20 protein-coding genes and 1 riboswitch are annotated in these 23,741 nt (G+C 49.4%); of the genes, 15 read left to right on the top strand and 5 right to left on the bottom strand.

What is annotated here, in order from left to right:
* Positions 1-88: 88 nt before the first annotated feature.
* On the top strand, positions 89-334 hold the full coding sequence (locus BUB81_RS20740) for a YfhL family 4Fe-4S dicluster ferredoxin (RefSeq protein ID WP_073325274.1): 246 nt from the start codon (positions 89-91) through the stop codon (positions 332-334).
* Between the two features lie 46 nt (positions 335-380).
* On the opposite strand, the gene BUB81_RS20735 is transcribed toward BUB81_RS20740, so the two are convergent.
* Positions 381-1,469, bottom strand: a complete 1,089-nt coding sequence (locus BUB81_RS20735; protein WP_073325273.1) for a helix-turn-helix domain-containing protein — start codon at positions 1,467-1,469, stop codon at positions 381-383.
* Between the two features lie 12 nt (positions 1,470-1,481).
* Complete coding sequence (locus BUB81_RS20730; protein WP_073325272.1) at positions 1,482-2,993, bottom strand: CYTH domain-containing protein; 1,512 nt, start codon at positions 2,991-2,993, stop codon at positions 1,482-1,484.
* Positions 2,994-3,158: 165 nt separating this feature from the next.
* On the opposite strand from BUB81_RS20730, the gene BUB81_RS20725 reads away from it, so the two are divergent.
* On the top strand, positions 3,159-3,749 hold the full coding sequence (locus tag BUB81_RS20725; protein WP_073325271.1) for a TIGR04211 family SH3 domain-containing protein: 591 nt from the start codon (positions 3,159-3,161) through the stop codon (positions 3,747-3,749).
* Positions 3,750-3,792: 43 nt separating this feature from the next.
* Here BUB81_RS20725 and BUB81_RS20720 read toward each other — a convergent pair whose 3' ends face one another.
* Together BUB81_RS20720 and putA are read right to left on the bottom strand one after the other, a co-directional pair.
* The gene (locus BUB81_RS20720; protein WP_073325270.1) at positions 3,793-4,350 is read right to left on the bottom strand and encodes a TMEM165/GDT1 family protein; all 558 of its coding nucleotides are present in this window, start codon (positions 4,348-4,350) and stop codon (positions 3,793-3,795) included.
* Between the two features lie 59 nt (positions 4,351-4,409).
* A riboswitch (yybP-ykoY riboswitch) is annotated at positions 4,410-4,531 on the bottom strand.
* 112 nt (positions 4,532-4,643) lie between these two features.
* On the bottom strand, positions 4,644-8,444 hold the full coding sequence (gene putA / locus BUB81_RS20715) for a bifunctional proline dehydrogenase/L-glutamate gamma-semialdehyde dehydrogenase PutA (RefSeq protein ID WP_073325269.1): 3,801 nt from the start codon (positions 8,442-8,444) through the stop codon (positions 4,644-4,646).
* A gap of 355 nt (positions 8,445-8,799) precedes the next feature.
* Between putA and BUB81_RS20710 the strand changes: the two genes are divergently transcribed.
* From BUB81_RS20710 to BUB81_RS20650, 13 genes are all read left to right on the top strand, one after another.
* Positions 8,800-10,515: a TIGR03545 family protein gene (locus tag BUB81_RS20710; RefSeq protein ID WP_073325268.1), complete on the top strand. Its 1,716-nt coding sequence runs from the start codon at positions 8,800-8,802 to the stop codon at positions 10,513-10,515.
* A gap of 154 nt (positions 10,516-10,669) precedes the next feature.
* Positions 10,670-10,960 (top strand): cell division protein FtsB, encoded by a 291-nt coding sequence (gene ftsB / locus BUB81_RS20705; RefSeq protein WP_073325267.1) that lies wholly within the window; start codon positions 10,670-10,672, stop codon positions 10,958-10,960.
* A 3-nt stretch (positions 10,961-10,963) separates the two neighbouring features.
* The gene (ispD, locus tag BUB81_RS20700; RefSeq protein WP_073325266.1) at positions 10,964-11,668 is read left to right on the top strand and encodes a 2-C-methyl-D-erythritol 4-phosphate cytidylyltransferase; all 705 of its coding nucleotides are present in this window, start codon (positions 10,964-10,966) and stop codon (positions 11,666-11,668) included.
* Complete coding sequence (gene ispF / locus BUB81_RS20695; RefSeq protein WP_073325345.1) at positions 11,668-12,144, top strand: 2-C-methyl-D-erythritol 2,4-cyclodiphosphate synthase; 477 nt, start codon at positions 11,668-11,670, stop codon at positions 12,142-12,144. The genes ispD and ispF overlap by 1 nt, the downstream gene beginning before the upstream one ends.
* On the top strand, positions 12,141-13,205 hold the full coding sequence (truD, locus tag BUB81_RS20690; protein WP_425435085.1) for a tRNA pseudouridine(13) synthase TruD: 1,065 nt from the start codon (positions 12,141-12,143) through the stop codon (positions 13,203-13,205). The genes ispF and truD overlap by 4 nt, the downstream gene beginning before the upstream one ends.
* Positions 13,206-13,249: 44 nt before the next feature.
* Entirely contained in the window at positions 13,250-13,993 is a 744-nt protein-coding gene (surE, locus tag BUB81_RS20685; RefSeq protein WP_073325264.1) for a 5'/3'-nucleotidase SurE, read from the top strand.
* A 46-nt stretch (positions 13,994-14,039) separates the two neighbouring features.
* Positions 14,040-14,675, top strand: coding sequence for a protein-L-isoaspartate(D-aspartate) O-methyltransferase (locus BUB81_RS20680; protein ID WP_073325263.1), 636 nt, complete (start codon positions 14,040-14,042; stop codon positions 14,673-14,675).
* Positions 14,672-15,250, top strand: a complete 579-nt coding sequence (locus BUB81_RS20675; RefSeq protein WP_073325262.1) for a YqaA family protein — start codon at positions 14,672-14,674, stop codon at positions 15,248-15,250. Before BUB81_RS20680 ends, BUB81_RS20675 begins: the two co-directional genes overlap by 4 nt.
* An 83-nt stretch (positions 15,251-15,333) precedes the next feature.
* A complete protein-coding gene (locus BUB81_RS20670; protein WP_245819313.1) occupies positions 15,334-16,089 on the top strand; it encodes a peptidoglycan DD-metalloendopeptidase family protein in 756 nt (251 codons plus the stop codon).
* 75 nt (positions 16,090-16,164) lie between these two features.
* Positions 16,165-17,154: an RNA polymerase sigma factor RpoS gene (gene rpoS, locus BUB81_RS20665; protein WP_073325261.1), complete on the top strand. Its 990-nt coding sequence runs from the start codon at positions 16,165-16,167 to the stop codon at positions 17,152-17,154.
* Between the two features lie 219 nt (positions 17,155-17,373).
* Positions 17,374-18,984: a sensor histidine kinase gene (locus BUB81_RS20660; protein WP_073325260.1), complete on the top strand. Its 1,611-nt coding sequence runs from the start codon at positions 17,374-17,376 to the stop codon at positions 18,982-18,984.
* A 19-nt stretch (positions 18,985-19,003) separates the two neighbouring features.
* The gene (locus BUB81_RS20655; protein WP_073325259.1) at positions 19,004-20,554 is read left to right on the top strand and encodes a DUF3369 domain-containing protein; all 1,551 of its coding nucleotides are present in this window, start codon (positions 19,004-19,006) and stop codon (positions 20,552-20,554) included.
* Positions 20,554-21,825: a sensor histidine kinase gene (locus tag BUB81_RS20650; protein ID WP_073325258.1), complete on the top strand. Its 1,272-nt coding sequence runs from the start codon at positions 20,554-20,556 to the stop codon at positions 21,823-21,825. The genes BUB81_RS20655 and BUB81_RS20650 overlap by 1 nt, the downstream gene beginning before the upstream one ends.
* A 53-nt stretch (positions 21,826-21,878) precedes the next feature.
* Here the strand turns inward: BUB81_RS20650 and BUB81_RS20645 are convergent.
* The coding region (locus BUB81_RS20645; protein WP_175555845.1) for a beta strand repeat-containing protein at positions 21,879-23,741 on the bottom strand (1,863 nt) is incomplete at its 5' end.

The raw sequence follows: 23,741 nt of genomic DNA, 5'->3' as shown, positions 1-23,741 counted from the left end.
GCCACGAATAGGCTTTGCATATTCACTACTGCTTATATACATTTCTGACAACATCTACCGCCTGCTTACCATCGACGAGGATATTGTTATGGCATTGTTGATTACAGATGACTGTATAAATTGTGATATGTGTCCGTCGGAGTGCCCCAACGAAGCAATTAGCATGGGCGCTGAGATTTATCAGATTGATCCGTCACGCTGCACGGAATGTGTGGGTCATTATGATGAACCCAGTTGCGTCGCTGTGTGCCCAATCGAATGTATCGAGCCCGATCCGGCTCATAAGGAGAGCCTGGACGCACTGGCAGATAAATTTGCCGCTATGTACGCCTGAGCAAAAAAGCGCGGTTTAAAAGTGGATTGCATGCGCTTGTTGCGGACTATTGCTTACTTTCCAGATATTTTAAAAACGTGTGACTCACTGTGCCTTTGTTGCCTAGCTGCAGGCGTTTGGCAACCTGGTCAAGTTTGATATCAGAGCGCAGCAACAGCTGTTTGGCGTATTTCATTCTGAACTGATACATGTAATTTCTGAAGTGCTGCTTCTTCACCTTCAACAACGCCAGGCACAATATCGTAGGGTCTAACTTTGCCTGACGCGCAAAGGACTCCAGCGTTAACCCTACCTGCTTGTAAGCTTTTGAGGCAATCACTACCGAATCGGCCTGTTTTACTATTGCCTGGGCTTTGGCATCGGTCAATACTGGTGCGTTTTCCAGCGCAGCGTGATCAAACGGCGACGGCGAGGTTTGTTGTCTGCGACACAAATTAGCTAACACCACCAACATGCTGCTTGCCACACCACAATGAAACCAGGCCAGCCAGCTTTCAAAGGGAAAAATGCCAATCCCCACCAGGACCGTGATCACGACCAGGAAGAAGGCAACCCCCACGGTAAAACCGCATGCGCCAGCCACGCCTTTTATTTTGTAGTGTTGTGTATCGACAACCTGAAGAGGTAAGTCATGATGGTACTGCTGAATATGTTCAACCTGCATAATGGCGGTATACAGCATCGCAAACGCAATCAGCAAACAGCTGGCATACACTGGCCAGTACACCAGGGGTTCGCCATAAGGAACCAGGCCATGCCAACCCGGCATGTCGGCCATGAAAGCCCACATTTGATAGCTCAGTAATGCCAGCAACACAGTGGCAACGAGCGCGTGTGGCCAGCGTGCATAACGAGGCTTGCGCCACAATAAAGCCATGGTAGTCATTTGCAAACCCATGAGCTGAAGCGGTGCAACGATCAGCACAACCAGGCTAATTAAGGAATGCCCCTGTCCAAACCCCAGCGCCCAGAGTTCGCTAATAACCAATAGCGGCCAACTGAGCAACATTAACATCCGGCCGCCATTGCCAACGGGCAGTGCTTTTTGTTTCAGTGTGACAGCCAGCATCACTAACCATATACAGGTCAGCAACGCTGCCACCCACACGGCTACCGAATCGTTAGATAAGCTCATTGGGGTTGTCCATTACCAGTAAATCTCCCCCGACATTGCAGCCTGCCGGCTCCGCTCCATCACGCGAAGCAGGTTCTGTGTTTTTTCCTGAACCCACTCCAGCAACTCGCGCTGCTCAGCTAACTCCGCATCAAACACCGACTTTTTCAGCAGTAACAATGCATTCAGTTCGTCGATGCCGGTCAGAATATCCAGCCAGGGCGCGCGAAAGTGACCGCGTGAATGCGCAAATAAGTCGGCCACTAAAAAGCCGTTGAACAAGGTCTGACGTAACAACACTTCAACCGAGGTATAGTTTGCCGCATGCATTTGGCGTTGAATAGGCATGGACTGCTGAATAGTCTGCCATCCCTGTGACAACCAGCCCTTGGCATGTTCCATCAGCGGTAAGTCATATCCGGTGGCAGCCCCGCGCCAGGGTTTCTCTTGCAGAATCTGCGCAATTGACAATTTCAGCAGAGACGGTGTGTCCTCATATAACTTGCTTTGCGGATCGTGCGCCTGCAACAAACCGGCTTGTCGCCCCTGTAAATAGCTCAACAACGCCGGATAACGCGACAAGCGTTTATTGAAGAGGCTTTTCTTAGACAGCAGCATTCGCAAGCTTTGCAGGTCGTCCTGCCATAACCAGGCTTCTGCATAGCGCATCAGCTTTTTGTGCAACGCCAGTAATGCAGGACACTGCAGCACCGGTAAATACAGGGACACCGTCTGCATTAACATCCGCACTGCACGGGTTATTTCGGTCAGCATCTTGGGTGACTGGGTTTCGAAAAACAGGTGTTCGTGAACCTGCCAGTGCCGTAATCCGCACGCCAGCGCCTGACAAAATGCCTCTTCGGTTGTGACATTTTCTGTCAGTGGTAAGAAATCTGGCAACGGCGAAATTTTATTCTGTACGCCATGTAACAACTGATAGCCTTGCGCGGCTTTGGAAGTATCACTCAGCCTGACCGGCAACTTGCCGGGCAACAGGGTAGCCAGCTCGAACATGCGCAACAAATTACCCTGCTTCAGCTCTAGTTCAATTTCACAAATCGGCGACGCATTTTGCTGTTGTGGTGCACTTACCTCACCAATATCCACCACCAGCTCAATCTCGGCATCCTCGAACACCAAATCGAATTGAGTGCGACTAAAATGTGTGCCGAATTGTTTGGTTAACCGCGTATTCAGCGACTTCCCATCCTCGCCTTCCGGCCATTGCATTGTTTCGAACAGCGTCAAATCGGGCTGTTCATTGGCCAGGGGAACATTGAGCTCCAGGCGCTGATGCAGTCCTCCACTGACTTTGCCATTGGTTTTCACTGTCTGTTCAAATTCACCATTGGCGCCGCGCACTCGCATACCGATTTTGTGTTGCTGAAACAGATGTTCTGGCGTGTCGTAGTAATCGTTCTGCAAGAACGACTGACCTTGCTCTTCAATGTTTACGCCTTTTTCCTTTAACAATGGAAAAACGGCGTCTTTTAGCGCTTCCAGCGGGTTGTCACGGACAACAAATTTAATTTCGGTTTCTGACATGTGATGTACTATGAAAATAGCGGTGCGGTATATGGCTGGTACATTACCTGCCCATCGGGATTTTGGCAATGTTGCCGTGCTGGTTATAGCAAGTGACTGGCAGGCTTGCCTTTCTGGTCAACACCCCCTAACATCAGTGCTTTCGTTTAGGTGGTTAGGAACGTTATGCGATTGCTTTCTGTTATTTTCGGTTTATTGGTTGTTGTTTTGCCAGCAGGTGCGCAAGAGACCAGTGAACAGCCCGGCGCTTATATTGCCGATGATTTGATCGTATACATGCATTCTGGTGCGGGGCGTAATTACCGCATTATCGGCTCTATTGAGGCAGGCTTACCGGTCACCGTGCTGCAGCGTAGTGATGATGGCAGCTTTACGCAAATTCAGGATGGTGACGGTCGACAGGGTTGGGTAGAAACCCAATACCTGATTAACACGATGTCACGTCGGGTTCAGTTACCTGAGTTAAGTCAGCGCCTGGCCGAAAGCGAACAGCAACGCAATACACTGTCGTCGAGAGTGCAAAAATTAACTCAGCAACTTGCACAAGCCAGGCAACAAGTCACCGAACTTGAAGCTGACAAGGCAGAAGCACAGCAACAGATTGCACAGCTAAGCGAACAAATTCAATCTCAGGATACCGAAGAGCTGTACCGTATGTTTACTTACGGCGGCATTGTGGCCGGTGCAGGCGTGCTTCTGGGCATTATAATTACCTTCATTCCTAAGCGCAGACGCCGCAACGACACCTGGATGTAATCCTTCATATGAACACGCCTGGCATCCAGGCGTGTTCATTCCATTACATTCTGAATAGCCAGTACACTCCGAGTAATACAAAGCAGGTTGACGCTGCAAGCCGAACTTGCTTCATCGGCAAAGCTTTCATTACGGGTTCCCCAAGGTAAACAACCGGCACGTTGGCGGCCATCATGCCCAGCGTTGTCCCCAGCGTTACCCAGCCAAGGTGTTGATATTCACCAGCCAGTAACACCGTCGCTATCTGCGTTTTGTCACCCATTTCAGCCAGAAAGAAGAGTACGGAGGTAGCCAGAAAAGCGCCGTAGCGGTCAAAAGAAGACGTTACCGCCTCCTCTTTATCCGGGATCAACAGCCATAGCCCCACAACAATAAACGCGCCGGCAAACAGTCCGTTACTTAACCCGGGAGTTAACCAGGCGGACAACCAGATTCCCGCCCAGGCAGAAAAGGCATGATTGAGTAGTGTAGCGAACAGTATTCCTACGACAATCGCGAGGTTGTTTTTAAACCGGACGGTCAGTAACAAGGAAAGGAGTTGCGTTTTGTCACCGATTTCAGCAATAGCAACAGTGGTTAATGAAGAAAGAAAGGCTTCCATTAATGATTCCGGCGGGACAGTACAGACATAAGACAACAGCCGGCGTCCCGCTCTGGACCGGTTATTGTCTTAGGTCTTGCTAATAGTGATAAGGCCTCTTGACCTACAACCACGTCGTTACCATGGAAATGCGTTCCAAGTGTGTTGATAACGACTCTCTTGCGAGAAAGCTACTCCCCTAACACGAAACAAGGCACAAATGTGTACTTGTACCTTGATGTCGATTGAGTTTACGGACTTTTTTGATTCCGCCAATCGTTTTGCGACAAACGACTGGCGTTCAGGATGAAAACCTACTCGTCCTCTTCAACCATGGTCATCAGTGACGTATTGCCGCCTGATGCTGTGGTATCGGTGCTAATGGTCTTCTCCGTCATCAGTCGCTGAATCAGTTTGTCATTATACTCAGCGGTGATCACTGGCAGGATGGCGCCTTCGCGCTCAGCCAGCATGGCCGTAATGTGGGCCGTACGCTCGGTATTACTGTCTACCACTACGCCAGCTAACTTCTCGTCCATTAACAGTGCGTCCAAATGACCTAGTTTAGCAACCTGGAACACTGCTTCAGGCGCACCTACTGCCTGGAATTTGTCTTTCACTGCCAGCGCTTCTTCGTAGAAGAGTTCAGACACAACCGACACCACGCAATTACCCGTGGCCAACGCCGTTACAATCGAAAGCGCCCAGTATTCAAAGGTTACTTCTTTGTCGGCAAAACAGACCAGAATACCGCGTGGCTCAAGGTACAGTTTATTAGATTCACCTGTAGGCCCCGGCAAGGTGATGGGTTTTGCCAACTTCTTCTCGATACTCATCAATTGTGAACGGGCAGAAGCCAATGTGCGATTGAGGTCGTCAGCCAATTCTTCAACGATATCGACGGTTGCCAGTTTCGCCAGAAGCTGACGCACTTTAGATATACGCTCGTTAAGCGGTGTATGACGCCACAGTTCTTCGACTTCGCAGGCTTTACGCATAATAGACGCTGCCTGACTTGCCTGTTCAGGTGTACCTGACAATGCATTATCCGGGCTGATATCGTCGGCCAGTTGCGAAGGCTTAGGTGTCGCTTTTTCCATCATCAGGCGAGGCAGGTAGTTAGGACCGCCGGCTTTTGGCCCCGTGCCAGACAAGCCTCGACCACCAAACGGCTGTACGCCGACAATGGCACCGATCATGTTGCGGTTTACGTATACATTCCCCACTCGACAGCGTGCGGCAAGTTCGTTGGCGCGTTCTTCAATACGGGAGTGGATCCCCATCGTCAGACCAAAGCCAGTGTCGTTAATTTGCTGAAGTACGTTGTTCAGGTGTTTAGCCTTATATCGCACAACGTGTACAACCGGGCCAAAGACCTCGCGGGTTAACACACTTAAGTCACTGATCTCATAGAGCGTCGGTGGGAAGAAGGTGCCTGCCGCACAGTCTTCCGGCATAGACGACTGATACAGAAGCTTGCCGTTTTCCTGCATGTACACTTCGTGTTCTTGCAGTGACTTGAGGGCTTTCTCGTCAATGACCGGGCCTACATCGGTGCTGAGCCAGGCAGGGTCGCCGATCTGCAGCTCTTTCATAGCCCCTGTCAGCATGCTGATAATGGTATCGGCGATGTCCTCCTGCACGAATAACACGCGCAAAGCCGAGCAGCGCTGACCGGCGCTTTGGAAACCTGAGTGTATTACATCGTCTACGACCTGTTCCGGTAATGCCGTTGAGTCGACAATCATACAGTTCTGGCCACCCGTTTCAGCAATCAGAGGTACCTGCTCACCGCCTCGTTGCGCCAGTACTTTTGATATGTAAGTACCTGTTTGTGTAGAGCCGGTAAACATAACCGCTTTAATGCGTTCGTCTGGCAGCAGCACACTGCCTACATCCGGCCCTTTGGCGATGACTAATTGCAAGGCATCATCCGGTAAACCAACGGCACGCATCATTTCTACTGCGCGTACCGCTATCATGCTGGTTTGCTCAGCAGGCTTCGCCACCACGGTATTACCGGTTACCAACGCCGCCACAACCTGACCAAGGAAAATAGCCAGCGGGAAATTCCAGGGACTGATGCACAGTACAACACCCCGTGGAACCAAACGTTCGTCCTGGCCTAATTCAACCGCACGCGCGGCGTAGTAGCGACAAAAATCAACCGCTTCACGAATCTCGTCAACCGAATCCTGTGTCACTTTGCCGGCTTCACGGATACACAGCGCAATCAATTCATCAGAATGGCGTTCAAGCGCATCGGCGAACTGATTCAGCAGCATTGCGCGTTCGCTGACCGGTCGTCCCGACCAGGCCGCAAACCCTTTGTCTGCAGTGTCCAGCGCAGCCCGAATTGCACTCTCACTGGCATAATGGTGATACCCGACGGCATCCTGACGATTCGCCGGATTAAGCACTGCCACCGCACCTTCCGGCACGGCGCTGGTGTCGATTTGGTACTGTTCAGCCCAACGCGACAAACTGTATTTCAACGTGTTCACCGTATTAAGGTCGGTGATATCCAGGCCTTTTGAGTTAACACGTTCCGGGGCGTATAAATCTGACGCTTGTTGAATTTGCTTATTGTAGCGGTATGTCAGGCGCTGGGTTTTCTCTACCGGATCCTCCAGTAAGGCTTCAACAGGCTTGCTGTCGTCAACGATGGCGTTGACAAACGAAGAGTTTGCCCCGTTTTCTAATAGTCGGCGCACCAGATACGCCAGCAAGTCTTCGTGCACACCAACCGGAGCGTAAACCCGGCACTGAATTTGTTCTTCAGAAACTACCTGATCATACAAGGTATCGCCCATGCCATGCAGGCACTGGAATTCAAAACCTTGTTTGTCATCGCCGGCCAGTTCAATAATAACTGACGCAGTGTAAGCGTTATGGGTGGCAAATTGCGGGTAGATTGTATCCCGGTAAGCCAACAGACGGTTCGCACAGGCGTGATATGACACGTCGGTAGACGACTTGCGGGTGAATACCGGGAAGGCGTCCAGTCCGGCCATTTGGGTGAGTTTGATTTCTGTATCCCAATACGCGCCCTTTACCAGACGAACCATCATTTTACGGCCGACATCCTGGGTAAGCTCACGCAGCCATTCAATAACGTGCAGCGCGCGTTTTTGATAGGCCTGTACCGCCAGACCAAATCCATCCCAACCGGCCAGATCCGGGTCGCGGAATACGGTTTCGATGATATCGAGCGACGTTTCCAGACGATCTGCTTCTTCGGCATCTACCGTTAATCCGATATTGTATTCTTTTGCCATCAGACACAGGGCTTTCAGTCTGGCTGGCAGTTCGGCCATTACACGCTCGTATTGCACAAACTCATAACGCGGGTGAATAGCAGAAAGTTTGACTGAAATACCCGGTGATTTCCGCGGGCCTTTGCCGCCTGCGGCTTTACCGATCACCTTAATCGCTTTGACGTAGGATTCGTAATAGCGATCTGCATCTCTTGCAGTTCGAGCGCCTTCGCCGAGCATGTCATAGCTGTAAACGTAGCCTTTCTTTTCCTTGTCCTGCGCACGTTCAACTGCGTCTTCGATGGTTTCCCCCATCACGAACTGACGACCCATTACCTTCATGGCAATGTTCATTGCACGGCGAATAACCGGCTCACCCAGACGCCCCAGCGTCTTCTTCAGCAGGCCAAATTGTTCACTCTTTCGCTTGTCGGCGTAGTTCACCATGTTGCCGGTGAATAACAATCCCCACGAAGACGCGTTTACAAACAGCGATTCGCTGTTGCCCAAATGCGGCGTCCACTGCCCTTTCGACAGCTTGTCGCGGATCAGTTCTTCCTGGGTCGCTTTGTCCGGCACGCGCAGCAAGGCTTCGGCCAGGCACATCAGTACAACGCCTTCTGCAGTCGACAATGAATATTCATTAAGCAGTGCATCTACACCGCCATGACTTTCCTGCTCCCTGCGAATCTGTAACACCATCCGTCGCGCGCGTTCCCAGGCCCGGCTCCGCGCCCTGGGGTTAACTTCCGCTATGGGTAAGATCTGGTCAACTGCATCGGTTTCAGGAATACGATAAAAATCCCGAATCAGCTGTCGAATAGGACTGGCGTTAGAAAAAGTACGTTGCGTTAACATTGAACCCCTTTGTGTACAATCTGTCGTATAAATTTTAAGATGCTTACCGTCTACATCGCGGTAGTTGATTACGTTGTCACTGCCAGTGGCACTGAACCTGTTACATATAACCGTATAGTTTAACGAAAGGCTCGCATGCCGCCTATGCTTGCACATACGCCGCCAGCCGATAAACTACGTCATATCGTAATATTTAGTTGCCACACTATCGGTCTGCTATCTTTGCGTCAAGGCAGACCCGACGCACAGCGGGTTTAATGCGGTATGTGAAGGTGATTCATGCGACAGGTTGTCGAATAAGGTCTCACTGCCGGAGGAAACGTAACCTGGGCATCATTTTTTCAAGGAGTTATTCATGCAGAGTAAAGCGGGAAAGCTGGCAACCTGGACGTTCGCCATATTATTAATACCGGTCGTTTTGTACTGGCTGTTTGCCGACAGTCTTATTAAATCGGTACTCGAATCCCAACTCACCCAGTCCTATGGCGCCGAAGTAAATATTGGTGAGTTTGAGCACAGCCTTTTTCCACTCAGTGTCAATATCGCCGCCATTGAAATGACCAACCCTTCGAAACCGGAAACCAATCAGGTCGTCGTCGGCCAGTTGAAAGGCGATGTGGAGTTCTGGCCACTGCTCAGTAACCAACTGATTATGAATCAATTGGCGGTAACCGATGTGGCTTTCAATCAACCCCGTCAATCCCCGGGTAAAGTACTAAAACAACCTGAAGGTCAGTCTTTTGAGGAACTACTGGCAGAAGCCAAAGAAGCATTGCCAGAAGTTGACGATTTGCTGGCTCGTTCACCGCTGAAAACCACTGCTGCCGTAGAGCAGGCACAACAAACCTACAATACGTACGCCGAAGGCTTGAAGGAAGATTACAAAGCGCTGCCAGACAAAGCGAAGCTTGAACAATACAAAGCTCAGGTTAAAGCGTTAAAAGAAACAGATCTGAAAGACCCGGCCTCGATACTGAAAGCCAAGCAGACACTGGAACAGTTAAAAGAATCGATAAAGAAAGACAAAGCGCTTATTGCTGAGTTTACTGACAAAGCATCAGAGGCCAAAACAGCCATGTCAGCCTCACTCGAAGCGCTGAAAACCGCTCCGCAGGAAGACTATGCGTTGCTGAAAGGCGTTTATGCTGGCGATCAGGCCGCATTATCGCAGCTAACCGAGGCAGTGTTTGGCCCCAAGGCCGCTGAATACAACCAATACCTGTTTGCGGCGTTTGATATTATTGTGCCCATGCTGAAAGGCGAATCTACCGCGGAAGACGAAACCGCCGAGGAAGGTGATCCGATGCAGATCCTGATCCGTCAGGCCAACGTTTCGGTTAACTGGCAGGACACATTGCTAAGCGGCGATTGGACAAATATCACTAACGTGCACAGTATCTTTGGCAACCCTACCACCTTTCTACTGAATGCCGCCAATCAGGGCCAGCAACAATTCACCACCGAAGGTGAATTCTTCCTGGATGAAAATGGCCTGGATGCTAAACAAACCTGGCAAATAGCCGGATTGCTACTCGACAGTATTCCGCTAACAGAAAACAAACGTCTCGATGCCTCGATTAAGCAAGCATTGCTGGCGTCGGCGGGTGCACTAACGGTAACTGATAACCAGCTAAGCGGTGGCGGCAAGGTGGATTTGTCTGAACTCGTGATGGCTGCAGCGGGCTCTGATAAATTGACCAACGCAGTAGCAACCGTGCTGGGTGATTTGCGAAATCTGGGCATCAAAATGGATATTTCCGGCGATCTGACATCACCAAAGTTTGGCTTGGCGTCTGATCTAGACACCCGACTTGCCAGTGCCGCACTTGCTTCTCTGGACAAAGAAAAGCAAGCACAGCTAGACAAGTTAAACAGCCGCCTTCAGCAAATGGTAGCCAATCAGTCTTCTACCCTGTCTGCAGAGCTGGGAGATTTATCAGGATTGTTGAGCGCGAGCGAGCAGGATAACGCCACTCTGGACGAATTACTGAAAACAACACTCAGTAATGCTGTTGAAAAACAGAAGGAAAAATTGTTCAACAAACTGTTCAACAAAGGCGATGGACGTTAAACACTGAGCGCGGCATAATGTGCTGACTGCGGCCCCTTTAAAACCTGAAGGCGTCCGCAGTCAGGCCGGCGATAAGTACCCAGCCTGATCGATTTTTAATGCATTTCGGCGCACTGGTTAAGTGCCGGAATTAACACAAAAACAGGTAAGCACTGTGTGGCGAGATAAGTGGATTTTACTGGTATTAGCAGGACTATTGGGGTTACTTCAGTATCGCCTGTGGTTCGGCAAAAACAGTATCCCGGACTATCTTTCCAAAGAGCAGGAAGTAGAGAAGCAATCTCAGCAAAATGCCAACCTGGTGCAGCGTAATGCGTTGTTAAAAGCGGATATCAGTGATCTGACAATTGGAATGGAAGCCATTGAAGAACGCGCTCGAAATGAGTTAGGCCTGATAAAACGCGGCGAAACCTTTTACCGAATTTTACCCTCAGAAGAAGAATAACGAATGACTGCTCCGACAATTGTAGCCGTAGTGCCTGCGGCTGGCATTGGGTCGCGCATGCAAGCAGATAAACCCAAACAATATTTAACGATTGGTAACCACACCATTTTAGAACACACCCTGCGGGCCCTGAATAAGCACCCTGCAGTATCTCGTGTTGTGGTGGCGTTACATCCTGAGGATACTTACTTTCCAACGCTGGCGATTAGTCAGGCGCCCTGGCTGACCGCGGTAGCGGGCGGAGACAGCCGGGCAGAGTCGGTTCAAAATGCATTGCACACCCTTGCAGCGCATGAATGGGCTCTGGTTCATGATGCTGCCCGCCCCTGTATTAGTCAGCAAGACCTCAGCTCGCTGATTGACCATATTCAACAGCCTGCGTTTAATGGCGGCATTCTGGCAACCCCGGTCCGCGATACCATGAAACGCGCTCAGACTAAGAGCGGAAGCCCGGTTGTTTCCCATACCGAAGACCGCGAGAATTTGTGGCACGCTCTGACTCCGCAACTGTTTCGTGCGGGCGAATTATTGACTGCGCTGAACGAGGCGCTCGAAGCCGGTGCCAATGTTACGGACGAGGCTTCTGCGATGGAGTTTGCCGGACATACTGTCAGGCTGGTTGATGGCAATCCGGCCAACATTAAAGTTACCCGCCCGGCGGATTTACCGCTGGCCACATTTTATCTTCAACAAGGTGAACCGCAGTGATACGAATTGGACACGGCTACGACGTACATAAATTCGGTGGCGACGGCCCCATAACCCTGGGCGGCGTTCAGATAGATTATGAACAGGGGCTACTCGCTCACTCTGACGGCGATGTGCTGATCCATGCGTTGTGCGATGCATTACTCGGCGCAATGGCGATGGGTGACATTGGCAAACATTTCCCTGATACCGATGACGCCTATTCCGGCGCAGATAGTCGCGTTTTGTTGCGTCATGTTGTCGGTTTGATCCACGAAAAAGGGTTCCTGGTCAGCAACGCCGATACAACCATCATAGCGCAGGCGCCAAAGATGGCACCGCACATCGACGCTATGCGACAAATTCTTGCCGAGGATTGCGGCGTAAGCGTTGATCATATCAACGTAAAAGCCACCACCACCGAAAAGCTCGGCTTTGCTGGTCGCAAAGAAGGCATTGCGGCACATGCTGTCGCCTTGTTGGTGGCAAAACCATAATGGAACTGAACACCGACCATTGGGGCTACCGATTCGGCCAACCCTCAACCACCGCGGTATTTAAACAACAACCGCAAGACTTCCAGGTCATTGAACACCTCGGGTATGAGTTAACCGGTGACGGTGAACACATCTATCTGAACGTTCAGAAAACCAATCTGAACACCGCTTTTGTTGCCGAGCAACTGGCTAAGTTTTGCAAATTACCGTTGCGTCAGGTGACATATGCCGGCCGCAAGGACAAATACGCGGTTACCCAGCAGTGGTTTGGCATTCACCTACCGGGAAAGCAGGACTTTGACTGGACGGCTTTTGACCTTGAAGGCGCTAAAGTACTCGATGCCAAACGCCACAATAAAAAACTGCGAACCGGTCAGTTAAAAGGCAACAGCTTCATAATCACGCTCCGCGACGTGACAGAGCCGGACGTCATTGTTGAGCGATTATCCCGGACTGCCAATGAAGGGGCACCCAATTATTTTGGCAGCCAGCGATTCGGCGTTCAGCGACGACAAGACTCCGGTGAATTACAACGTGGCGGCAACCTTCAAATGGCAGAGCGCATGTTAAATGGCGAAGTGATCCGCAATCGCAATAAACGCTCCATGGCGTTGTCAGCACTGCGCAGCTGGTTGTTTAATGAAGGTATCTCCAGACGATTGTCTGCCGGTAAACTGGCTACTTTTATGCCGGGTGATGTCATCAATCTGACAGGTTCTAATAGTATCTTTGTGACTGATGATGTCGATACCACACTGACCGAACGATTGGCCGAGAAAGATATATCCACCACCATACCGCTGTGGGGCAAAGGAGAGCTTGGTTCACGACTCGAAGCTGAACAATTTGAACAGGCGTTATTCGAACCATTTACTGAGGTCTCCGCCTTTCTGGCCGGGGAAGGATTAAAAATGGAGCGCCGCGCTGCAATTATTTGGCCCCGACAGCTTGAATGCGAAGCCCAAGGTGATACATTAACCGTACGGTTTTTCCTGCCTCCGGGATGCTTTGCGACATCGATTCTGCGCGAGTGTGCATTGATAACGGAATTAGGCAGTTAAAGCGGCTACACCGCTGCTTAGCCTTTCAATTAACCAGAGCGACTATGAAAATTCTATTGAGTAACGACGACAGTGTGTTTGCAAAAGGCATTGCCGTTATGCACGGTGCATTGCAAGCATCTCACGATGTCACTGTCATCGCCCCGGATCGAAATTGCAGCGGCGCCAGTAATGCGTTGTCACTGCATCAACCACTAAGAATTCAGCAAATGGACAGCGGGTTTTATGCTGTCAACGGCACGCCATCTGATTGCGTTCACCTTGGATTAAACTGTTTTCTGGAAGAAGATCCCGAATTAGTGGTGTCCGGTATCAATCACGGCGCCAATTTAGGTGACGATGTCATTTATTCTGGAACGGTGGCCGCCGCAACAGAAGGTCGCTACATGGGGCTGCCGGCTATTGCTGTTTCATTGTGTAGCCACGAAGGCAAACATTTCGAAACCGCCGCACGGGTAGTAACGGACATAATCACAAAACTTCAAAGCCACCCTTTGGCTGCCAACCAGATCCTGAACGTCAACGTTCCGGATATTCCCTACTCAGAACTGGCAGGGGTTAAAATTACCCGTCAGGGCAGACGCCACCGTGCAGAAGGCATGGTAAAAGCCAAGGACCCATTCGGCCGCGAAATTTACTGGTATGGCCCCGCTGGCGCGGAACAAGACGCTGGTCCAGGCACTGATTTTCACGCTGTTGCTAACGGCTTTTGCTCGGTGACGCCGTTAAGTGTGGATATGACAGCCAGAGACAGTATTGAAGACATGGAGAAGTGGCTGGCAATGTAATTAAGCATGTGCCAGTGCAGCAACACTCAACAAAGACAACAACCAAATGAGAACAACAAGAAAAGGCGAAGTACTAGCACAACTACTGTGTGATGAAGGGGTTAGCAATCAGCGCGTGCTAAATGCCGTGGCCAGTGTTCCCCGGGAAATTTTCATCCCGGACGCATTAAAACACAAAGCCTATCAAAACACGGCATTGCCCATTGGTCAGGGACAGACGATTTCTCAACCTTACATCGTCGCTAAAATGAGTGAGTTGCTGCTGGCAGCATCTTCACCTGCTAAAAATGTGCTGGAAATTGGCACAGGCTCTGGCTACCAAACGGCAATACTGGCGCTGTTATTCCCACAGGTATTTTCCGTCGAACGCATAAAAGCGTTACAGTTTCAGGCCAAGCGCCGAATGAATCAGCTGGATTTGCACAATGTAAAAATGAAACACGGTGATGGGTGGCAAGGCTGGGAGAGCAAAGGGCCTTATGACCGAATCATTGTTACTGCTGCAGCCACCAGTGTGCCTGAAGCCCTGACAAACCAGCTAAACGAAGGGGGTCGACTGGTTATTCCGGTAGGTGACGATCACCAACAGTTACTGTGTATCGATAAAATCGATGGGCAACTCGAAGAACAAACCATAGAAGCGGTACGTTTTGTACCCTTGGTAGCAGGAGCGCTACTTTGAAGCTATTTCAACCGTGTTACGATCTGGCTCTGCGTTGGGCCAAGCACCCGTGGGCGAGCCGCTATCTGGCAGGTCTGAGTTTCGCCGAATCGGTGATATTTCCGGTTCCCCCGGATGTGATGCTCGCCCCTATGTCGCTATCGCGACCAGACAAAGCCTGGCATTTCGCCATGCTTACCACGCTAGCGTCCATTCTTGGCGGAATAGCAGGGTATTTTCTGGGGTATTTAGCCTTTGAAAACTGGCTACAGCCCTTTATTGAGTCTGCAGGTTATACACACAAGTTGGAAACGGCCATGGGCTGGTTCGAACAATACGGTGTCTGGGTAGTATTTATTGCCGGCTTTTCTCCGATCCCCTATAAAATATTTACCATTAGCGCTGGTTTTTTGCAGATGGCATTTTTACCTTTTCTCATTGCATCAGCAGTAGGCAGAGGTGCGCGTTTCTACCTGGTAGCAGGCCTGATGCGTTGGGGTGGCGCCAGAATGGAACAGGAACTACGTAAATATGTTGAGGTCATAGGATGGGCAGTCATCATGTTAGCCATTGTTGCTTATTTACTATTGCGTTGAGGTCTTTTTCGCGCGCCGTCGTCTCTATTTTAACGCTAAGTCTTTTACTAGCGGGCTGTAGTAATCCTTCAAGACCTGCCCCATTGGTTGTATTAAACAGCCAGCACGAGCTGCCTGACACCCCACAACAAACGTCTTACACCGTGCAGTCTGGCGATACCTTATTTGCCATTGCGTGGTACACAGGAAATGACTATCGGGACATCGCCAAATGGAATAAATTAACGCCGCCTTACGTCATTTACCCAGGTCAATCACTCCATTTACAGGCTACTCTAAACGATCTTAACCCTTTGTCTAACGTCAAAAAATCGACTGGTACGACCAGAGAAAAAAACACAAAAATGTCTATTGACCCTAAAGAGAGCCAGGCGTATTGTGATTGTGAACCAAATGTTAACAAGCCTGTAACGCAAGCTAAAAAGCAAACAAATAACAAGCTGGTTAACACGTTTCCCAAACGCGTTGAGCATTGGCAATGGCCAGCCAACGGGAAGTTTGAACAAACGCAAAATGGCGCAGAAGCAGGTGTAAACGGTATAGATATATTCGCACCTAAAGGTAGTGACGTTGTAGCCGCTGCGGCAGGAAAAGTCGTTTACTCAGGCAACGCACTTCGCGGTTACGGAAATCTAATAATAATAAAACACACCGAATCGTTTTTAAGTGCCTATGCGCACAACGAGTCTATCGTTGTCAGCGAACGGGATTGGGTAAAGGCCGGTGATGTCATTGGCAAGGTAGGAAGCTCCGGCACTACCACGAACAAATTACATTTTGAGATCAGGTATAGAGGAAAGTCGTTGGACCCTCTGAAGTATCTGCCAAAGCAACCATAATAATAACAATAAATAATAATAATACTGAGGAACCAGGAGAACGTCGAAAGGTAACATAACGCAGGAGATACAGTTGTGGGTCAACAAAATAACGCTGTCATCGAAGCTACACCCCGAGACGAACTTGAAAACATTGATATGGCTGAACAGGCCAAGAATGAGTTCACTGAAGAAAACGACGATAACCAAGCAGATACTTGGTTAAACCAAGAGGAAGTTGCAAAAAACTTAGACGCAACTCAGCTTTACCTAAGCGAGATTGGCTATTCGCCATTGCTGACTGCAGAGGAAGAAGTTCACTTTGCCCGACGCGCGCTGAAAGGTTGTGAAGCGTCCCGTAAACGAATGATTGTAAGTAACCTTCGGTTGGTAGTTAAAATTGCCCGCCGTTACAACAATCGCGGCCTTGCACTGCTCGACCTGATTGAAGAAGGTAACTTAGGACTTATCCGGGCGGTCGAAAAGTTTGATCCAGAACGCGGATTCAGATTTTCAACCTATGCCACCTGGTGGATTCGTCAGACAATCGAACGCGCGATCATGAATCAGACGCGCACGATACGGCTACCTATTCACGTAGTGAAAGAGCTAAATGTTTATTTGCGAGCCGCCCGTGAACTAGCACAACAGTTAGACCACGAGCCTACCGCTGAGGACATTGCGGTTTATCTCGATAAGCCCATTGATGAAGTCAGTAAAATGCTGCGTCTGAACGAACGAATCAGTTCAGTAGACACGCCAATTGGCGGTGAAAATGACAAGGCGTTGTTAGATATACTGGCTGACGACAACGAGACAAGTCCGGAAGAGCAGCTCCAGGATAACAATATAAAAAATAGTATTGTTGGCTGGTTGCAGGAGCTCAGTGCCAAACAGCGGGAAGTGCTTGCACGTCGCTTCGGATTGATGGGGTATGAACCTTCAACCCTTGAAGACGTTGGCGCAGAAATCGGACTGACTCGAGAACGCGTAAGACAAATTCAGGTAGAAGGCCTGCGTCGATTACGCGACATGTTAGGTCATCAAGGCCTTGATTTGGAAAGCTTGTTCAACAAGTTTAACTAATCACTGCCTCTGCTCTTAGCTTTGAAGCGCGGGTTCTGCCCGCGCCTTATTCCGGCACTCAGCCACACTTCATATTCCCTAAGAGTACGAGAAATTTCGCAGCGTCATCTGTCATGAAGCCCAGGCAATTTTAGCTTTGGTCGATGTTTTTGCAGGAAAGCACGCAATATTTCGATTTTGTATTACAGTTAATGTAACTAACTTGTTTTGACTGGTTTTATGAGCTCACTGAAATATGTATTGGTGGCATCTGCCCTCTTGGTATTAAGCGCTATTTACATCGCTAGTGCATTAATAGAGCAAGATAAACAACTCAACTTTATTACTCCGGTAAAACAGTTTTTATTGTTAACCCAGGAAGAGTTATCGACACTGTCCTACCCTGTTCAGTCGATTGAGAGCTTTTACGCCGCCTCCAATAAAGTGTCGAAAGAGGAATTTTCGGACTATACCACAGTGCTATTCGAACACTACAAAGCCTTAACGGGTGTCGCTTACTTCGACAATGAAATATTTAACGGGGGTGCCAAAGAGGCTCAGCTCTGGGAGGCCGCGGGAATTTCCAATGCAACGGCTGAACAAGCCATTTATGATGCAACGCAGCTTCAAATGCTAAGTAACCTCGAAGTCGGTAAGACAGCGACAACGCCCATATTCAAAGAAATTGACCGCAACTTAATTGGCGTGTTTTATCGCATGCACGGTAGTGAAGGCATCTTGCTACTGCTATTCGACTTTGAAAAGGCATTCAGGCTGGTGCTTGATAACGAAATAGCAGAAGACTTTGTTCTGCACGAGACTATTGACGACAAGCGCGTACTCATTTACGACCATATCATAAATAAAAACGTGTCTTTAGACAGCTATACCAGCACACTGAATTTCTTTGACCGAAACTGGGAAATCACGGTACGTCGTCAATTCAGCCCAGGACAATACTGGTATCTGATAATTCCGCTGCTATCAGCAGTGATCGCGTTTTTTATTTTTTCAATGCACAAATATTCTTTGCGTCTTTCCCGTATGCACAACGAAAAGTCTGAAGCCATTGAACAACTCAAGTTCGCGCAGGAAAAGATCATTGAGTCTGAAAAAATCAACGCAATGGGTGGCTTGGTAGCGGGCATATCCCACGAGGTTAACACACCTTTGGGGATCAGCATTACCAGCAGCTCCCACATGAAAGAGCTATTGGCTGAACTTGATATGGATTTCAAAAACGGCGTATTGGATTCAGACAAGTTCGAGGACTTTCTGTCTACGGCGAAAGACATCACCGACCTCTCAATCAAGAACATGCAACGGGCGTCCAAGCTCGTCGCCAGCTTCAAGCGAGTGGCGGTTCTGAACTCAGATGACGCCAGCCAACTTGAGGAGGTCGACGTAACTACGCTGATCAATGACTATGTTGCGGCTTACCGAATCAATTCAGACAACAGTAAAATACAGTTTGAAACGCAGTTGCCGTCGTCTGCCCGTATAAAAACATACCCCACCGTTATTACCCAAATCTTGTCGTACCTCACCTCCAATACCTTGATTCACGCAATGAAACCAGGGCAACAACAATGTGAAATTACCATCACACTGACACCTTCTGGTGATGCCTACGAATTTATGTTTTGCGACAACGGTATCGGCGTTAATGAACAGGATTTGAAGAAAGTGTTTGAGCCCTTCTTTACAACGAAGCGAGGTGCCGGCAACGCAGGGCTTGGCCTGAGCGTGGTCTATAATTTAGTAAAAAGTAAACTCGAGAGTGATGTGCATTACGACAGCGTGCCAGATGAAGGCTTTTGCATCTCATTTCTTTTGCACGATTTAAACTAACAATAAAGGTCTGTAACCCATGAATCCGTTATTTGCAAAACAGGCTAACACAACGCAAAACACCGAAGAACAACAAGTTGAACAACCTGAATATACTGTACTCATTATAGATGATGAAGCTGAAGTTCACAGGGTAACCGAATTAACACTGAAGCGTTTTCGTTTCGAAGGCAAAAAAATTCAATATTTGCATGCCTATTCAGCTGCAGAAGCAAAGGAAGTCTTCCAACAACATTCGGACATTGCACTAGCGCTGGTCGATGTAGTGATGGAAAACGACCATGCAGGTTTAGACCTAGTGCACTGGGTCCGCAAAGAACTGAATAATAATCTCTGTAGACTGGTTCTCCGTACAGGCCAGCCTGGACAAGCACCAGAACATGAAGTCATTGAGAAATACGACATCAATGATTACAAGGAAAAGACCGAACTTACCAGCCAAAAGCTCAAAACACTCATGTACAGCGGTCTGCGCTCATACCGGGATATCAGTACCATAGAGTCACACCGCAAAGGTCTGCGGCAGGTCATCGAAAGCACAGGAAATATGTTGCGTTCAAACTCACTAAATGCGTTCGCAACAGCAGTGCTTAAAGAAATCATGAACATCCTTCAAATCGACTCAAGTGCCATCTACTGGTCGACAGGTTCCAGCTCTGATGCGATCCGAAGTAACGGGCGTATACTGGCCTCTACCGGGCAGTTAAGTACGGATCCGGAAATCGCAGCGCTGTCTGATTTACCGGAGAGTGTTCAGGCTAAATTTTTAAAAGCCTTAACGCTGAAGCGCTCATTTCATTCGGAAGACGGCTTCATTTTTTATCTGCAAACAGATAAGGGCAATGAAAACCTCCTGTACATTGATACCCAGGGAGATTTAACCCAAGGTCAGCAGGAGTTTCTGGAAATATATTGCATCAACGTGGCACTGGCATACGACAACCTGTTAATGAGCGAAGAGGTCATTGAAACGCAGCGTGAATTAGTTTACCTACTGGGCGACGCTGTTGAGATGCGCAGTAAAGAGACAGGTGCACATGTTAAGCGCGTTTCGCTGATAAGCTATAAGCTCGCAGAGCTCTACGGATTAAGTGAACACGATGCATTAATGATCAAACGCGGAGCTCCCCTTCATGATTTGGGCAAAGTAGCTATCCCTGATGGTATTCTGCATAAGCCTGGAAAGCTCGAGCCTGAAGAGTGGGACCAGATGAAGACACATGCGCAAATTGGCTATGAAATTCTTCGCAACTCCAAAAAGCCAATATTACAAATGGCAGCCGAAATATGCCGCACTCACCATGAACGCTGGGATGGGGCCGGTTACCCCAACGGTACCGCAGGAGAAGATATTCCCATTGCTGGGCGTATTACCGCTTTGGCTGACGTTTTTGATGCGCTGGGTTCAAGGCGCTGTTACAAGGAACCCTGGAGCACAGACAGAATTAAGGCCATCCTTGAAGAGGAACGAGGGAAGCACTTTGAGCCCAAGTTAGTGGACTTATTGCTTAACAACTTCGACGACTTCTGGAAAATCAGAGAGGCATTCCCAGACGCAGGAGAAGAATAATGGATGTTCAATCGCGTATTGTAGAACTGGCTCTGAGCGCAGAAGTAAAAATGGGCGACACCGACTTTTGCGCTCGGGAAATTGCCTCTATTATTAGTGATGCGACGAAGACCAACGCATTTAGTATTTGGCTGGGCCGTATGGACGCTTCCGTGCATCCTGTTTACCGATGTACGGATGAAAGCTGTTATTTGGATACCTTACTTCCATTGTCGCTTGCCCCCTCGTTTACCAAATTAATAACCGAACAATCAGTCTCCGGATTTTCCAGCCCTAATCAGGTGCCTGACAGCGAGGTGCTTGAGAAGCATCTACTGTTCAAAACAAAATCCGGCTGTACGTTGGTATCTGATCACAATGAAGACATACTTTGTATGTTTATATGTGAGCCGGGCCTGCCTGCCGATTTTGATCCCTTACCATTACAAAAATTAGCCAGAGTGTTCTTGCATTGCGCCATTGCAAAGCAAAACCAGGACTACATTAAATTACTCCGGGAAATGAAGCAGCAAGTTGTCAAAAACGAACAACTGGCGATGTTGGGTGGCATTGTTGCGTCGGTAACTCATGAAATAAACACACCGTTAGGGGTTGCCGTAACGGGTCTATCCCACCTTACTGACGAAGTTAGTGCGCTGAATGAACAATTTAGCAGTGGAACATTGACTGAAACCTCGTTTAAAGACTTTATGGCCAGTTGTGCTGAAGTCTGCACCTTGCTTGAGTTCAACATAAAAAGAGCGGTGGAACTGGTAAACAGCTTCAAGAAAACGGCTGTCGATCAAGGCGCTCAGGACACCATTAAATTTAATATCACTGAGCGAATAAAAGGTCTGGCTACCAGCTTGGGCCCTGAGCTAAAACGCCATGGCGTTCAGCTGGATATTAACCTGCCTCAATCGGCGACGACGGAGAGTGTACCGGGCGCTTTGTCGCAAATTATGACAAACTTATTTTTCAACTCGGTTAAACACGCGTTCAAAGACATTGAAGCACCTGCGATTACTATCACAAGTGAATACGACGAGCAGCGACAAGTCCTCAAGGTCATTTATAGCGACAATGGTGTAGGTATACCCAAAGCGCACCAACCACTGATATTCCAACAATTTTTTACCACGCGTAGAGGAGAGGATGGAAGTGGTTTGGGTATGTCCATAGCGAAAGAACTAGCGCAGCAAAAATTAGCGGGTGACTTGTATTACGATACCAACACCACTAGCGGTGCCCAATTCATTCTGGAGTTGCCGGTATCTGACTACAGTGCCTAAAAAGAAGCTCTGAGAGAGAAAAGACGGTGCATTCTATGCACCGTCTTTTTTTGTCATATATCCGTAGGTTTGTTTAGATCGTTGATCAAGTTGAGCAGCTTAGCGTCAGCATCACTTTGCGCTGAATCTGAAGCGGAATCAGTACCAAGTAATGGACTGCCAGAGCCACCACTCGACAACGACACCGTTCCAGATTGAGACTCTGTCGCTATATTCCCTGCCTCATCCGCGATATACACAGATACAGAAACAGGTCCAACGCCCAGCGACGCTATCGGCCCGGTTGACCAACTTCCATCAGCCAGTACCGTAGTCGACAGAGATACTGTTTGGTTAATTCCTCCAATGTCTGCGGTCACGTCGACATTTATGGTTCGCCCTACCATGTCAGTATCAGTGGTACCAGAGACTATGGGCGACAGTAACGTCGGCAACGCAGTTAAGGCGAGTGATGGCGCAGTTATATCAATCAACCCAATGATGCTATCGCTGGACACGTTACCAGCATCATCAGACACAGAAGCGCTGACATTTAACACCCCTTCTGCTACGTCAAGCGGTATATCAATGCTAAAGTTTCCATCACTACCAACAGTGGTATCAAAGGTCTGAATTGAACCATCATCATCGGTTGTTGTAATTGACACGGTTGCGCCAATTTCATCGCTTGTGCCTGAAATAGTTGGGGTTGTGTCATTAATACTACCCAGACTATCCAGATTAAATAGCGGTACAGTCAGATCGATTAGGCCGCTTGTTCCTGCTGTGGCCAGGTTACCCGCATCATCCAGTACCGTAGCGTTCACAGTTAACAGCCCTTCCGGCAATGCACTCGGCATGGTCACACTGAAGGTACCGTCGGATTGCACGGTGGCTGAGACGGTGTGGGTGGTGCCGTCACCGTCGACCACACTGATGGATACCGTCGCGCCAATTTCATCGCACGTACCACTGATCACCGGTGTATCGTTGTTGATACTACCGATACTCGCCAGTGATAACGTCGGTAACGTCAGGTCAATCAGACCGGACGTGCTGGCCGTGGCCAGGTTACCGGCATCATCCAGCACCGTGGCGTTCACTGTGAGTAACCCTTCTGGCAATGCGCTGGGCATGGTCACGCTGAAGGTACCATCGGATTGCACGGTGGCTGAGACGGTGTGGGTGGTGCCGTCACCATCGACCACGCTGATATTCACCGTCGCGCCAATTTCATCACAGGTTCCGCTGATCACCGGCGTATCATTGTTGATATTACCGATACTGGCCAGCGACAAGGTCGGCAACGTGAGGTCAATCAGGCCGGACGTACTGGCGGTCGCCAGGTTACCCGCATCATCCAGCACCGTGGCGTTCACGGTTAACAGTCCTTCCGGTAATGCGCTGGGCATGGTCACACTAAACGTACCGTCGGATTGCACGGTCGCACTGACCGTATGGGTGGTGCCGTCGCCGTCGACCACGCTGATGGAGACCGTCGCACCAATTTCATCACAGGTTCCGCTGATCACCGGCGTATCATTGTTGATACTACCGATACTCGCTAGCGACAAGGTCGGCAACGTCAGATCGATCAGACCGGACGTACTCGCGGTCGCCAGGTTCCCCGCATCATCCAGCACCGTGGCGTTCACGGTTAACAGTCCTTCCGGCAATGCGCTGGGCATAGTCACACTAAACGTACCGTCGGATTGCACGGTGGCTGACACGGTGTGCGTCGTACCATCGCCATCGACGACGCTGATATTCACTGTCGCGCCAATTTCATCACAGGTGCCCGAAATGACAGGGGTATCATTGTTGATGTCACCAATGCTCGCCAGCGACAAGGTCGGCAACGTGAGGTCAATCAGGCCGGACGTGCTGGCCGTGGCCAGGTTCCCCGCATCATCCAGCACGGTGGCGTTCACGGTTAA

Origin of the sequence: Marisediminitalea aggregata (assembly GCF_900129565.1) — a bacterium.
In the GTDB taxonomy this organism is placed as follows: Bacteria; Pseudomonadota; Gammaproteobacteria; order Enterobacterales; family Alteromonadaceae; genus Alteromonas; species Alteromonas aggregata.
Note: the sequence above shows the minus strand (reverse complement) of the source record. Positions and strands in the feature narration are given on the sequence as shown.

Excerpts from the sequence above, each read along its gene's own strand:
- BUB81_RS20725 (WP_073325271.1), top strand. The coding sequence starts at position 3,159 with ATGCGATTGCTTTCTGTTATTTTCGGTTTATTGGTTGTTGTTTTGCCA.
- surE (WP_073325264.1), top strand. The coding sequence starts at position 13,250 with ATGAAAATTCTATTGAGTAACGACGACAGTGTGTTTGCAAAAGGCATT.
- BUB81_RS20730 (WP_073325272.1), bottom strand. The coding sequence starts at position 2,993 with ATGTCAGAAACCGAAATTAAATTTGTTGTCCGTGACAACCCGCTGGAA.
- ispD (WP_073325266.1), top strand. The coding sequence starts at position 10,964 with ATGACTGCTCCGACAATTGTAGCCGTAGTGCCTGCGGCTGGCATTGGG.
- BUB81_RS20650 (WP_073325258.1), top strand. The coding sequence starts at position 20,554 with ATGGATGTTCAATCGCGTATTGTAGAACTGGCTCTGAGCGCAGAAGTA.
- BUB81_RS20710 (WP_073325268.1), top strand. The coding sequence starts at position 8,800 with ATGCAGAGTAAAGCGGGAAAGCTGGCAACCTGGACGTTCGCCATATTA.
- BUB81_RS20680 (WP_073325263.1), top strand. The coding sequence starts at position 14,040 with ATGAGAACAACAAGAAAAGGCGAAGTACTAGCACAACTACTGTGTGAT.
- BUB81_RS20740 (WP_073325274.1), top strand. The coding sequence starts at position 89 with ATGGCATTGTTGATTACAGATGACTGTATAAATTGTGATATGTGTCCG.
- BUB81_RS20720 (WP_073325270.1), bottom strand. The coding sequence starts at position 4,350 with ATGGAAGCCTTTCTTTCTTCATTAACCACTGTTGCTATTGCTGAAATC.
- BUB81_RS20660 (WP_073325260.1), top strand. The coding sequence starts at position 17,374 with ATGAGCTCACTGAAATATGTATTGGTGGCATCTGCCCTCTTGGTATTA.
- putA (WP_073325269.1), bottom strand. The coding sequence starts at position 8,444 with ATGTTAACGCAACGTACTTTTTCTAACGCCAGTCCTATTCGACAGCTG.
- BUB81_RS20735 (WP_073325273.1), bottom strand. The coding sequence starts at position 1,469 with ATGAGCTTATCTAACGATTCGGTAGCCGTGTGGGTGGCAGCGTTGCTG.
- BUB81_RS20655 (WP_073325259.1), top strand. The coding sequence starts at position 19,004 with ATGAATCCGTTATTTGCAAAACAGGCTAACACAACGCAAAACACCGAA.